10 protein-coding genes and 1 pseudogene are annotated in these 13,039 nt (G+C 71.0%); 8 read left to right on the top strand and 3 right to left on the bottom strand.

The features are described from left to right. Nucleotides 1–7: 7 nt before the first annotated feature. The 3 genes and pseudogenes from KIF24_RS10510 to KIF24_RS10500 form a co-directional block, all read left to right on the top strand. A complete protein-coding gene (locus tag KIF24_RS10510) occupies nt 8–373 on the top strand; it encodes a VOC family protein (protein WP_221083873.1) in 366 nt (121 codons plus the stop codon). A gap of 169 nt (nt 374–542) precedes the next feature. Then, the gene (locus tag KIF24_RS10505; RefSeq protein WP_221083872.1) at nt 543–1,019 is read left to right on the top strand and encodes a nitroreductase/quinone reductase family protein; all 477 of its coding nucleotides are present in this window, start codon (nt 543–545) and stop codon (nt 1,017–1,019) included. Nucleotides 1,020–1,128: 109 nt separating this feature from the next. After that, nucleotides 1,129–1,284, top strand: a pseudogene (locus tag KIF24_RS10500) (DUF4291 family protein); the annotation flags it as partial. A 110-nt stretch (nt 1,285–1,394) separates the two neighbouring features. Here the strand turns inward: KIF24_RS10500 and KIF24_RS10495 are convergent. Beyond that, nucleotides 1,395–2,054: a class I SAM-dependent DNA methyltransferase gene (locus KIF24_RS10495; protein ID WP_221083871.1), complete on the bottom strand. Its 660-nt coding sequence runs from the start codon at nt 2,052–2,054 to the stop codon at nt 1,395–1,397. A 406-nt stretch (nt 2,055–2,460) separates the two neighbouring features. Here KIF24_RS10495 and KIF24_RS10490 point away from each other — a divergent pair, with 406 nt between their 5' ends. Then, entirely contained in the window at nt 2,461–3,456 is a 996-nt protein-coding gene (locus tag KIF24_RS10490) for a TrmB family transcriptional regulator (protein WP_221083870.1), read from the top strand. 58 nt (nt 3,457–3,514) lie between these two features. Here KIF24_RS10490 and KIF24_RS10485 read toward each other — a convergent pair whose 3' ends face one another. Then, nucleotides 3,515–7,309: a S8 family serine peptidase gene (locus KIF24_RS10485; RefSeq protein ID WP_221083869.1), complete on the bottom strand. Its 3,795-nt coding sequence runs from the start codon at nt 7,307–7,309 to the stop codon at nt 3,515–3,517. Nucleotides 7,310–7,644: 335 nt separating this feature from the next. On the opposite strand from KIF24_RS10485, the gene KIF24_RS10480 reads away from it, so the two are divergent. From KIF24_RS10480 to KIF24_RS10470, 3 genes are all read left to right on the top strand, one after another. Beyond that, nucleotides 7,645–7,941, top strand: a complete 297-nt coding sequence (locus KIF24_RS10480; protein WP_221083868.1) for a hypothetical protein — start codon at nt 7,645–7,647, stop codon at nt 7,939–7,941. 55 nt (nt 7,942–7,996) lie between these two features. Next, nucleotides 7,997–8,428, top strand: coding sequence for a hypothetical protein (locus tag KIF24_RS10475; protein WP_221083867.1), 432 nt, complete (start codon nt 7,997–7,999; stop codon nt 8,426–8,428). Continuing rightward, nucleotides 8,410–9,287 (top strand): IS5 family transposase gene (locus tag KIF24_RS10470; protein ID WP_407939906.1). Its coding sequence is split into 2 segments (ribosomal slippage): nt 8,410–8,776 and nt 8,776–9,287, totalling 879 coding nucleotides; the frame shifts between segments, so codons are not numbered across the junction. The genes KIF24_RS10475 and KIF24_RS10470 overlap by 19 nt, the downstream gene beginning before the upstream one ends. A 15-nt stretch (nt 9,288–9,302) precedes the next feature. Here the strand turns inward: KIF24_RS10470 and KIF24_RS33875 are convergent. After that, the gene (locus KIF24_RS33875) at nt 9,303–12,146 is read right to left on the bottom strand and encodes an AAA family ATPase (protein ID WP_331461071.1); all 2,844 of its coding nucleotides are present in this window, start codon (nt 12,144–12,146) and stop codon (nt 9,303–9,305) included. A gap of 346 nt (nt 12,147–12,492) precedes the next feature. On the opposite strand from KIF24_RS33875, the gene KIF24_RS10460 reads away from it, so the two are divergent. Continuing rightward, on the top strand, nt 12,493–13,023 hold the full coding sequence (locus KIF24_RS10460; protein ID WP_221083865.1) for a sigma-70 family RNA polymerase sigma factor: 531 nt from the start codon (nt 12,493–12,495) through the stop codon (nt 13,021–13,023). The last annotated feature ends 16 nt before the right edge of the window (nt 13,024–13,039 follow it).

The raw sequence follows: 13,039 nt of genomic DNA, 5'->3' as shown, positions 1-13,039 counted from the left end.
AGATCGCGTGCCAACCGTCCAGCCCATCATCACCACGCCGAACCTCGACCGCCAGCGCGCCTTCTACCAGCGCCTGCTCGGCGCCGTTCAGACAAACCGCTTCCCGGCCGACGGACCCGTCTTCTTCGTCGGTCTCGAACTCGGCGACTCGGAACTCGGGCTGGTCAACGAGGCCGACGTCGATCTGTCGGCGCCGCCGCGGATCCTGCTGAGCGTCGAGGTTGACGACGTCGACGCGCTGCTGGAACAGGTGGAGGCAGCCGGCGGGCAGGTGCTCGGCCCGCCGACCGACATGCCGTGGGGCCAGCGAGTGGCCCATATCCACGACCCCGACGGCAACATGGTCAACCTGACCCAGACCCTTCCGCGGTAATCGGGTCGTGCCACCTACGGTCGCACTTCGCCTGCTCTGCGGACCGCAGGCCGCATGAGCGGACGTTGACTTGATCGGGTGGGCAGGCCGGCTGTCAGCAGACCGTTCGGCGCTACCGGCCTGCCGCTGGTTGCCGTCCGTGCGTGACAGCGGCCGATACGGTGCAGGAGTGACCGGATCGGACCTGCGCCCTGTCAAGAAGCCGTGGCTGCCGCCCCGTTGGTTCATTCGGCTGTTCTGGTCGGCTCATCGGGGCGTGTTCCGGCGTTCCGGCGGCCGGGTCGGGCTGTCGCGTCCGCGTGGCAACCGGTACGGAATGCTGCGCCTGACCACCGTCGGGCGTCGCACCGGCCAGCAGCGCAGCGTGATCCTCGGGTACTACGAGGACGGCGAGAATCTGGTCTCGCTGGCCATGAACGGGTGGGGGGAGCCCGAGCCGGCCTGGTGGCTCAATCTGCAGGCGCACCCGGACGCGACCGTCGACCTGGTCGACGGGCCGCGGCCGGTGCGTGCTCATGCGGCGACGGGCGACGAACGGTCGCGGCTGTGGGCCCGCTGGCGTGAGATCGACAAGAACCTGGACGGCTACGCCGCGCGGCGGTCGTCCGAAACTGCGGTGGTGGTCCTGGTGCCCCGGCCCGTCTGAGGCGTCGCGGGGCACCTGATCGGCTGGCTTTGCTGGATGGGCTGATCAATCACCTGTTCACGGACTGCGACTGTCGAGCCGGGGCCAACCGTAACGCCAGGTAGCGAGCCAGCCGTCGTTCCTGTGGATGATGTACCGCTGCGGCTGGGCCACCAAGCCCGGGCAGGAGCGCGTGCTGTCCATCGACATCACGCGGGAGGGGTTCGAGTGGGCGCTGACACGAGCCTGTCAGGCATATCGCCTGTTTGATGAGCCTGGACATGGGGCGGAGGTCTTCTCGCTGGTTCGGGACACCGTTCCCGGCACCTGACCGGGCGCCGCCTTTCCAGCAAGCTTGCACCGATCTCGCACCCGACCTGCGGGCAAATCCGCGCACTACCCGTCCGCGGAGCCGGTCTTGCGGACCAGCATGTACCCGTACGGGGGCTCTGCCTCTTCGGGTGGGGTGCAGCCCTGGAAAACCAGGGCGAACCCGGCGGCGGTGAAGCGGTCCTCCATCTCTCGGGCCGAGAGCCAGTACCGATCGAAGTCGACGCCGAGACTGCCGACGCGGCTACCGGGACCATTACGATGCCCGGTCCCGTCGCCGTGCTTGAACGCCGCCACCAGGTAGCCGCCCGGCCGCACCACCCGGGCCAACTCGGCGAACGCCCGTACCCGGGCGTCCGGTGCCAGAAAGATCAACGAATACCAGCACACCACCCCCGCCAGCGACGCGTCCCCGAACGGCAACTCCCGCAGATCGGCGACCTCGTAGCCGAAACCCGGATGCTCCCGCCGCGCCACCTCCACCATCCCTGGCGACAGATCCACCCCGCGCGGCGACAGGCCCCGGCCCGCGAGGTACGGAAGAAGCCGCCCGGTGCCGCAGCCCACATCCGCGACCTCCGCACCCACGGCCAAGGTCAGCTCGGCGAACAGGTCGAGCATCGCGCGCTCGACCGGCATGCTCTCCAGCACCCCGACCAGGTTCTCCGCATACCACTGCGACAGCACGTCGTGCGCATCCCGCAGTTCCTCGGTACTGGCGTCCATCCCCCGCTGACCCTCCCCGTCGTCGGCCGTCGCGGCGGCGAATCTACCTCAGAACGCCCAACTGAACACAGGAGGGAACGTTCGACTCCACCCACAGCGAAGTTGCATTGCGTAACGACCCGATCGCGGCAGGAGTGGATGATGTGTGGCTCGTTCGGCAGGGTCACCCTGTTGTGGGCAAATCGGCACCCGACTCGAATGTCGACTCAGCGACGGCATCGATGGTCCTGGCGAGGGTGCTCCCAGGAGTTGCGGTCGTCGTCGGTGAGGTCCCGGCGGTACTCAAACTCGAATTGGGTGCAGGTGCCCGGGACGGCGTGGGCGTGGCTGCGGGAGGGTGAGATCCCGGGAGAGCCGGCCGCTTCGTAGAGTCTTCCCAGTTCACGGGAAGTAGAAGGAGCGGGGAATGTTCGACGACGCCGGGCTACTGCAACCGCAGGAGGAGCAGGCGTACCGGCTGCTGCTGCGACTCTCCGCGGCCCGCCCCGCTGACCTCGCCGGGCTGGCCGAGATACCACTCGACGAGGCCGCCGGGCTGTTGGAGGGCTTGCGGAGCAAGGGGCTGGTCATGGCGCGCCCCGGCCCGGACCCGGCGTTCGAACCGCTGCCGCCGGACGTCGCCCTCGGCAAGACCCTGCTGCGCCGGCAGGAGTCACTGGAGACCGCCCGGCAGGCCGTCGCCGCGCTGACCGAGGAGTACCGGGCCAACGCCCGGCGCCGCGACGCCGACCAACTGGTGGAGGTGGTGGTCGGCGCCGCCGCGTTGCGCGACCGGCTGCGCGACCTCCAGGACTCCGCCCGCGAGGAGATCCTGTGGTTCTGCCGGGCCAATCCGCTGGCCATGTCCGGCGCGGAGAACGAGGAGGAGTCCGGGGCGTTGGCCCGCGGGGTGCGCTACCGGGCGATCTACGAGCGAGCTCTGTTGGAGACACCCGGCGAGTTGGAGAGCATCGCGGAGAGCGTACGCGGCGGCGAGGAGGCCCGGACCCTGCCGACATTGCCGGTCCGGATCGCCATCGTCGACCGGTCCACCGCCATCTGCCCACTGGTGCCGGACGACGAGCGCGACATCGGGGAGCCGACGGCCGCACTGATCCGGCGCAGTGAACTGCTGGACGCACTGCTGGCGCTCTTCGAGAGCCACTGGGACCGGGCGACCCCGGTCCGCTGGGACGCCGACCAGGGCGGACTGTCCGACGCGGCGGCCGACGATGCCCTGGACGACGGCGAGCGGTTCCTGCTGTCACTCTTCGTGGCCGGCTTTCCCGACAAATCGATCGCCTCGCAGCTCGGGGTCAGCCGGCGGACCGTACAACGTCGGCTGGAGCGGTTGATGGCGGTCGCCGGGGTGGACACCCGCACCGGGCTGGCGTTCCAGGCCGCCCGCCGGGGCTGGCTGTGACGGCCGGGCGGCGCCTCTCCGGGCGGGACGGCGCAGGGCCGTCCCGCCCGGAGCCCGCTCAACGCAGGCCGTATGCCCGGATCACGGTCTGGGTGACCGCGTTGCCGGCCCGGTCGGTGGCCCGGACCCGCAGCGACACGGTGCCCTTCCCGGCCGGAACGCTGGCCCGGTATGCGTTGCCGTGCCCGGTCACCCGGACCGACCTCCAGGTGGCGCCCTCGTCGAAGGACACCTCGGCGGTCAGGCTGGTTCCCTTCGCGGTGGCGTGACCGTCCTGGTGCCGGACGGTCAGCCCGACGGTGTGCGGCCGGTCGGTTGCCCGCCCGGTCAGATCCACCGGCGCGGCGTAGTCGACCTGCAACAGCGACAGCGGCCGGGCGTCGCCACCGGATCGCTGCCCGGAACGGAACTGCCACACCGTCTCGGTACGGGTGCCCCAGGCCCACTCCTCGCCACCGCGCTCGGTGGTCAGCGCCAGCCGGTACTCGGCCTCGGGCCCGACGGTGGTCACGTCCTGCCGGGCGTCGGGCAGTTCGGCCAGCAGCTCTCCGTCGCGCCACAGCTTGGCGCCCACCTGGAACGTCTCCCCGATCGTGTAGTGACCGTCGGCGTCGACGAACTCGGGTACCCGCAGCGCGAGGGTGTTCCCGGTGCGGGTGGAGACCAGCTCCGGTACCCCCCGGGGGGACGCCGGGCGGGTCACCGGGGCGAGCCAGGTCTCCGCGGCCCTACCGGCGCGGTAGGTGGTCGGCGGCTCGGCCATTCCGGTGTCGAGGGCGCCGAAGCTGTTCCACGGCCACTCGTGGCTCACTCGGTGCTGCCAGACCGAGTCGCCGGTGGTCACCCACTCCTCGCGCTCCAGTGGCGTCGCAACGAACCGGGACATGTCGTTCCATGAATATTCCTGCCAGGGGCGCCATCCGAACCGCTGCTCCTTTGCCCAGGGGAATCCGCCGTTGTCGGCGTACCGGGTGGTGATCCGTACCGAGTTGGCGGGGGTTACCCGATAGACGATCCGATCCGGGATCCGGTTCCGCTCCACGTGCTGAACGTCGTAGAGGTAGGGGCTGGAGGTGGTGAGGGTCAGTTTGAGCGTTGCCCGGCGCCGTTGTGCCCGGGCGATCAGCCGCTGGCCGTCGTCGTTCGCCACAGCCAGCATCGGGATCACCTCCCGGTCGCCGGTGGGCTGCCACACCGTCCATGCCGACCAGTCCGCCGGACGCACCATCAGCGTCACCGCCGCACCCGCCGTGGCCGCCGCCGCGGTCACCTCACTCTCACTCGGCGCGTCCTCCCCACCCGGTTCGTTTGTCGAGTCGATCAGCACCGCCGCACCGCGCACCTTGGCCCTGGCCAACTCGGCCGGGGTGCCCCGACCGGCGTAGACCAGCGGGAACCGCCGGGTGCCGTCGTACGCCGGGGACTGCCCGGTCAGGTTGACATCGAGCGGACCGGACACCCCGGCGACCTCGGCGCGCACCATCGGCGCGACGAGCTGCCACCGGGACGAGAACTCGTACTCTCCACCGGTCAGCTTCCTGGTCGGGGTGACGTTCACCTGCTGGACAGTGCTGTAGTGCATGGTGCCGTGGCTGATCCGGCGGCCGGTGCCGGTCACCCGGTGCACGTAGTAGCTCAGCACCGCCTGCTGCTCGGCCGGCTTGGGCGTCTTGATCCGGATCGGGGTACCCCGGCGGGCGTCCAACAACACCTCGATGTCCCGGTCGACCCGTAGCTCGGGATTGGTGATCAGGGTGGCCTGCTCGTCGAGCACACCGCCGTCCTCGATCAGCGCGTGCAGCAGGTACGAACCCTCGGCGACCTCGACGGTGCTGGTCGACCCCGAGAACAGGAAGCCCAGGTGATCCCAGCGGCTGCTGTCGCCCATCAGGGCGATGACCGGCACCGCCACCGGCCGACCGTCACGGCCCACCGCCCGGAAGGTGACCGTGTGCCGGGGCCCGTCCAGGGTGACTCCCACCGCGGTGGTGGCGAGTACGCCGTCCGGGCCGGTCGCGGTGATCCAGCCGCCGAACTGCCCCCGGTCCAGCTTGGCCAGGTCGACACTGACCGGTACGTCCACCGAACCCCCGGCCGGCACGGTGACGGTGCCGGTGCCGGTCGTGACGGCGTCGGTCTCCGGTACCTCGGTGACGACGTTCTCGATCTCGACGGCCAGGGTGAGGGTGACCGGCGCCGGCCCGTCGTTGGTGTAGGTGACCACCTTGCCGACCGGCGCCGCCGCCGCACCGGACCGGGCGGCGGCCACGGAGTCGGGGTCGGTGTGCAGGCCGAAGTCGACCTGGCCGCTGGCGTACACCCGCTGGCCGACCGCCCGAGCCACGTCCACCCGGCCGGTGCCCTCGTCGAACACCGACAGGTCCGGGTTGGTCCGCGCCGTGCTGACCAGTGCATCCTTCAGCCGCGGCGCCGACCAGTCCGGGTGCGCCTGGGCCAGCAGCGCGGCGGCACCGGCCACGTGTGGCGTGGCCATCGAGGTGCCGGACGCGGCGGTGTACCGGTCGTCGACCGGCGTGCCCATGGTGGTCCCGGTGGCGCGGGCGGCGACGATACCCACACCGGGGGCGGTGACATCCGGCTTCAGCCCCTCGTCGCCGATTCGGGGGCCCCGGCTGGAGAAGTCGGCGAGGGACTCGTCCCGGTCCACCGCGCCGACGGTCAGCGCGGACGGGGCGGCGCCGGGCGAACCGACGGTGTAGCTCGCGCCCTCGTTGCCGGCGGCCACCACGAAGAGGGTGCCGCTCTCGGCGGTGATCCGGTCCAGCGCCAGGCTGAGCGGGTCGGTGCCGTCGGTCGGCCCGCCGCCGAGGCTCATGTTGACCACCGCCGCGCCCTGGTCGGCGGCCCACTGCATCCCGGCGATGATCCAGGAGTCGTAGCCGGTGCCGTCGTCGCCGAGCACCTTGCCGGCCAGCACGCTCGCACCGGGGGCCACGCCCTTGCGGGTACCGCCGGATCCGGCGCCGGTGCCCGCCACGGTCGCCGCGACGTGCGTACCGTGTCCATGGTGGTCGGTGGTGTCCGGGCTGGTGGTGAAGTTCTGCGCGAGCGTCACCCTGCCGGTGAGGTCCGGGTGGGTCTGGTCGACGCCGGTGTCCAGCACCGCCACCTTCACCCCGGCACCGTCGAAGCCCGCCTGCCAGGCGGCCGGGGCACCGATCTGGGCGACGCTGCGGTCCAGCACCGGACGGACCCGGCCGTCCAGCCAGATCTGGCTGACTCCGCCGCCGAGCACGGGTACGCCGGAGCGCGCCGAGCCGGCCGCGTTGCCCGGGTCGGCCGGGCTGACCGTCTGCCAGAAGCCAGCCAGCGAGTCCTTCTCGGCCGCCAGTGCGGCGCCACCGATGCTGGTCAGCGGCCGGGCGCTGGTCGTGCCGGCCAGGGTGCGGGCGGTGTCGACGCCGGGGTTCTGGTAACGGACGATGAGCGGCAGGCTGGCCGAGGCGCCGTCGGCGTACCCGTCGGCGATCAGCTCCTCGACGTCGAACAGGTCGGCGTCCAGGGTGCCCGCCGAGACGTACGGCACCACGTCGCTGGGCAGTACCCGCAGCCCGCCGTCCACCTCCACGGTGTGGAAGGTGATCCGTTCCCGGCCGGCCGCCGGGCGGACCGACGCCGCGTACCGGCCGGCGCCAGCCGCCGAGACCTCGACGACATCGCCGGTGATCAGGGTGACCCGTGACCCGGCGACGGCACCACCGGGCGCGGCCAGCGACCCGGTTACCCGGGGAACGGCGGACGGGGGCGCGGCTGTGGCCGGCGGCGGCCCGGCAGCGGTGAACGCGAGCACCGCGGCCAGGACGGCAGCGGTACGACGCAGCGGATATGACATTGCGGGACTCCTCCGACTTGCGCGAAGACGCCGTCAACGGCGCCAGTCGGAGTCTGTGGCCGAAACATTTCGCTGGTCAGCAATCAGCCGTGCCGCAGAGGCGACATGGCGCCAACTGGACATCCGGCCGCCGCCGCGACCGCACCCGACGTTCACCCGTCCTGATCACTTAGGGTCAGTTGTCGACGGCCAGGGCGGTCACCGGGCTCACCCGGACCGCTCGGCGGGCCGGCCAGCGCCGTCGCCACCGGGAGCATGGGAGGCATCCGTCGTGGCGACCCCCGAGTTCTGAGTTGTGGGGCTGTGGCGGTGGTCGGTCGTCGGTGGCTGGCGGCGTGGCTGTGAAGCTGGTGTGCGACGGCCCCGGTTGGCCGGACGTGGTGCTGCGCGACCGGGCCCCGGCGCTGGGGCCGAAGGGCTTGGCCGAGGCAGCGCGGCTGGTTGACGAGCGTGCCGCGGCGGAGCCCGACGAGCGGCATCAGCGGTGGGCGGTGCGGTACCTGCGGGAGCAGTTGGCCGAGGTCTCCGGCGACGTGGACCGGTACGTGACAGTGCTGGCGCAGGACCTGGTCAGCGCCGACCAGTACGGGCGGATCGTGCGGGTACTGGGCCGAGGCCGGCCGGCCCGCTGAGGCGATCGACTGGGTCCGACGCGGGCTCGCCGTGCATCCGTCCGGCTATTGGTCGGTGGGGCTGCGCGACCTGCTGGTGCGACTGTTGATCGACGCGGGCCAGCCGGATGACGCGGTCGATGAGCGTCGGACGGGGTTCCACGCCCAGCCGACGATCGACAACCTCCGGTCGCTGCTCGCGACGGTGGCGGAGACCGACCGCGACGCCGCCCACATCGCGTGGGCCGTGGCGCTGCTACGTAAGCGCGCCGCACGGCAGGTGGCGTACCTGCCCCACCTCATCGACGCTCTGATCCTCACCGGCGATGACGATGACGCCTGGCGCAGCGGGCTGCCGCGCCTGGACGAGTTGCCCGCCCGGCAGCGGGTGGAGTTGCTGGAGCTGCGGTGCCAGACCCACCCGGCCGCCGACGTGGAGGCCGCTAGGTGGTGTCCGGCGGATCTTGGTGGTGGTTCGTTGTTCTGGTCGTGGCGCGTTTTGATTTGACTGATGCCGAGTGGGCGGTGTTGGAGCCGTTGCTGCCCGCGCAGTCCCGTCGTGGTGGGCAGTGGCGTGATCACCGGCAGGTGATCAACGGGATCTGCTGGGTGAAACGGACCGGGTCGCCGTGGCGGGACATGCCCGAGCGGTACGGGCCGTGGAAGACCAGTCATGAACGGTTTCGCCGGTGGGCTGCCGACGGCACCTGGACCCGGCTCAAGCAGCAGGTGGTCGCGTTGGCTGAGGCTGACGGTGACATCGACTGGGACGCTCAGGCCGATTCCACGGTCGTGCGCGCTCACCAGCACGCCGCCGGTGCCCGTAAAGGGGGCTCACCACCACCGATTCGCAGGCACGTCAGGGTCTGGGTCGTTCCCGGGGAGGGTTGACCACGAAGGTGCACACTATGGCCGACGGGCGAGGCCGTTCGCTCGCCACGCGGATCACCCCGGGCCAGGCCTCCGATACCAAGCAACTGGTGCCCTTGTTGGATCAGATCGCCGTGACCCGGCCCGGCGGCGTCGGTCGTCCCCGTAAGCGTCCGGACTCGCTGACCGCGGACAAGGCGTACTCGTCCAAGGCGAACCGGGCCGCGTTGCGGGCCCGCAAGATTGCCGCCGTGATCCCCGAACGCGCCGACCAGAAAGCCAACCGGACAAGGAAAGGATCATCAGGCGGCCGTCCCCCAGACTTCGACACCAGCGCATACACCCACCGCAACCAGGTCGAACGTGGCTTCGGTCGACGCAAACACTGGCGAGGCCTGGCGACCAGGTACGACAAGCTCATCGAGAGCTACGAAGCCACACTGGACCTCATCGAGATGCTCGACTGGCTCCGTGCCGTACCCGACCGCACTCCATGATCCGCAGGACACCACCTAGGGCAGTGCCGAGAACCTCGCCGATTCCGAATCGGCGGCGGTTGGGCCGTTGGGGATCGGCCACTGTGCGCTCAGGCCGGGCAGTGTTGCCGCCAGTTGCGTGCGCGAGCGTACGCCGAGTTTGCGGTAGATCGCGCTGAGATGCCCCTCCACGGTCCGGACGCTCGTGAACAGCACCGCGGCCACCTCCCGGTTACTGCGGCCGTCGGCGACCAGTTCGGCCACCCGCTGCTCGGTACGGGTCAGCGTCCCGGACGGGCCAGACCTCATCCGGCCCACCACAGCGCGTTCGGCCTCGGCCTGAGCCAGGTAGGTCGGCGCTCCCAACTCGGTGAAACGGACCGCAGCGAGGTGCAGGGCTTCGCGGGCCGCCTGCCAGGCCCGCTTACGGCGCAGCACCTGCCCCAGAGCCAGCAGGCTCAGGCCCCACTCCAGTCGCAACTGGCTGGCGCGGTGCAGGGCCACCGCCTCGGTCAGGTGGGTGACGGCCGTGTCGAGGTCGCCCTCGGCAGCGGCGACCAGCCCGTCGACGCGCAGCCCGATACCGGTCAGGGTATCCCGACCGTGCCCCTCACCGAGCCGGCACAGCTCGGCAGCCAGGGTTCGAGCCGGTGCCAGTTCGCCGACGCGGACCAGCGAAGCCCCCAGATCCCCTTCCAGACGCCGTCGTCGGCCCGGTTCCCGCACACCGAGATGCTCGGACAGGCGAAGAGCCGTTTGCAGGTGGGAGACTGCGCGCTCGGGATCGTCGCGCAGCAGGGCGATGACCCCGGCGGCGTGCTCGCGGAAGAGCTGCCCCCGTGGATCCTTGGCCGTAGGCCCGTCCGGCTCGGCGGCGAGCAGCTCGGCGGCAATCGCCGGATCGCCGCTGACCGCCTCCAACAAGGCACCAAGCCCGATCACGACCATGGACGGTGGGAGGCCAGCCGGCGTCGCTTCGGCGAGGCTGCGCCGCGCGGCGGCGTAGTTTCCCGCCCAGAACTCGGTAAGCGCGAGGTGCCCCCGGAAGAAGGGCAGACTGCCGTCCTCGCCACCCTGCCTGGCCAAGGCCATCGCCTCGTGCAACGCGGTCCGCGAGCCGGCAATCTCGTCGACGGACTTGAGCAGGTAGCCACGGTAGCTGACCACCCGGTCCGCCACCGACGTCCAGCGCAGACCTGCCTCCAGCTCCTCAGCCCGCTCCAGCATCGACAGCTCGAGGCCGTGCCCGCTGTCGAGCCTGGCGTTGACCAGGCTCAACAGGACTTCCGCGAACAGCGGGTGCCGCAGGCCCACGTCACCCGCATGACGGATCGCCTCCTCCGCCCGCGCCGCCCGCCGACTCGGATCGCTGCTGTCATCGGTGTCGATGGTCAACGCCAGCGCGACCACGCGACGGGCGGCGTCGCCGCCGGCCTCCGCCAAGGCACGCTCCGCGAGTGCGGACGCCTCGCCCCTGCCGCGCAGCAGAAGCGCCACGTCCACCCGTGTCCGATGCAGCTGGGCCCAGCTCGCGAGATCCATCGCCGTCGTGTCCACATCGGCCAGCAACGCGGAGGCACGCTCAGCGTCGCCTGCCCCGTAGAACAGGGCTGCAGCCCGGGTCAGAGCGGCAGCCCGGTCACCCACCCGGTCCGCCGGGATGAACCGCGCGGCGGTCGCGGCCAGCTCGGCCGCTCCGGCGAGCGCACCTTGCTGCTGTACCTGCTCACTGGCCCGCACCAGGATGGCCGCAACGTGCTCGTCCGGACCCGGCTCGGCGGCCAGCGCCATGTGGCGCGCGTGTTGCTCCGGGCCGTTCACCACGTCGGCCAGGCGCAGATGCATAGCCCGACGTTGTCCGGGCGGCATCGAGCTGACCGCGACCGCACCGAGAAGCGGGTGTGCGGGCCGCAGGGTCCCGTTCGTCTCCATCAGGACCCCGGCGGCGACGGCCTCGTCCACCGCGTCACTGGGCCGATCCACGACCCCGGTCACAGTCCGCATGACCTGGTCGAGAGCGGGATCGGCCAACGCGGAGGCCACCGCCAGCACCTGACGTGGCGGGGCGGCCAGGCGATCCAGCCGCTGACGCAGGAGCCCGGCTAGCGAACGCGGCACCGGAATCGGGCCGGACCTGCCGGCGGCCAAAATCTCCGCTCCGGTCTGCAAAGCCCAAAAGGGGTTGCCGCCAGTCTGCCGCTCCATCTCGCGTAACTCTTCGCGCGGCAGTCGCAGGCCGAGTCTCCCCGCGAGCAGCGTACCGAGCTCAGCGGCCCGCAACGGGCCGAGCCGGACCACGGTCAGCAGACTCTGCCGCGCGCTGGTCCAGATGTGCTCGGCGGCACTGTGGACGATCCGTTGACTGGCGCCCAGCTCGGGGATGGCCGAGCCGGTGCGGAGGGTACCGAGGATCCGGACTTTCGAATCGGTCAGTCGGCGCAGTGCGAAGACGAGAGCAGCGGTGCTCGCCTCGTCGAGCCACTGGACGTCATCCACCGCCACCACCAGCGGACCATCGGCGGCCAGCCGCCGCAGCACGCCGTGCACGGCCATGCCGACGGTCCGGGCGGTCACCGTCACGTCCTCCGGTACTCGTCGGAACAGCGCCACGTCGAGTGCGGTGCGCTGCGGCGGTGGCAGATCGTCCAGCACCTCGTCGGTCACCGGCACCAGCAGGTCCGCCAGAGCCGCGTAGGAGAACTCCGCCTCGGCGAAACTCGTCTCGGCACGGAGGACCCGTACCCCCTGCTCCTGCGCCACCGTCGCGGCGCTGCGCCACAGCTCGGTCTTGCCTATCCCCGCGTCGCCCTCGATGAGTACGCCATGACCTCGCCGGTCGCCCACGTGATCGACGTCGGCCACCGGACCCAGGTCAGCCACGGGTGCAATCCCGAGGGCAGCCAGCACTGTGGCCAACTCTGCCGAGCGTCCGACCAGTGAGTGGCCGCGATCGGGTTCGGCAGGAGCGGTCTCACCGTCCGCCCGCCGGCGCAAACGGGCGTCGTGCATGCAGCGGAGTGTATCCAGGCCCAGGACCTTCATCGCTTCGTTCCGATGAACAACTGACGTCCGGGTGGTCCCGGTGGTCCGTGTCTCGTGGACGTACCTACCGCAAGTTCAGGTGGTTCCACGGGTATTGCCGCGCCCCGCGTCTTGCCAAGGATGGACTGGCCGGTCCGCCTCCGGCGGTCGCTGGACCGCCGCCATCTGGGAGTACACACCATTGATGCAGACGGCAGAGTTCCCCGCGACCGCCACGACCTCCGCAGCGGACCTGGCACACCGACACCGGGCGGCACTGCTCGCCTACGTCCGCGGTCTGATCGGCGACGACGCGGCCAGCGCGGAGGACGTGGTACAGGAGACGATCATCCGGGCCTGGCAGCATCCCGAGGCGTTCCAGCCGGGAAAGGGTTCGGCCCGCGGCTGGCTGTTCACCGTGGCGCGCAATCTGGCGATGGACGTCCACCGACGCCGTCACCGGCTGGCCGAGACCACTGTCCCAGTCGTCGAGCGGACGCACGACGGCGGCTGGATCGATGCCGTCCTCGACCGACACGTCATCGACGCCGCCTTGGACGAACTCACCCCGGAGCAACGAGAGGCCATCAGCGCGGTCTATCTGCGCGGGTTGGCAATCGACGACGTCGCACGCCGGCTCGGTGTGCCGCCCGGCACCGTCAAGTCCCGCGCGTACTACGGCCTGCGCAATCTGAAACAGATTCTGTGTCACCACGGGTTGCGCCAACCCGACTGACCTTGACGTCCGGACT

The organism is Micromonospora tarapacensis (assembly GCF_019697375.1).
Lineage (GTDB): Bacteria > Actinomycetota > Actinomycetes > Mycobacteriales > Micromonosporaceae > Micromonospora > Micromonospora tarapacensis.
This window is presented reverse-complemented; position numbering and strand designations above follow the sequence as displayed.

What these genes read in the sequence shown, in the direction of transcription:
- KIF24_RS10495 (WP_221083871.1), bottom strand. Translation starts at nt 2,054, where the DNA reads ATGGACGCCAGTACCGAGGAACTGCGGGATGCGCACGACGTGCTGTCG.
- KIF24_RS10490 (WP_221083870.1), top strand. Translation starts at nt 2,461, where the DNA reads ATGTTCGACGACGCCGGGCTACTGCAACCGCAGGAGGAGCAGGCGTAC.
- KIF24_RS10485 (WP_221083869.1), bottom strand. Translation starts at nt 7,309, where the DNA reads ATGTCATATCCGCTGCGTCGTACCGCTGCCGTCCTGGCCGCGGTGCTC.
- KIF24_RS10460 (WP_221083865.1), top strand. Translation starts at nt 12,493, where the DNA reads ATGCAGACGGCAGAGTTCCCCGCGACCGCCACGACCTCCGCAGCGGAC.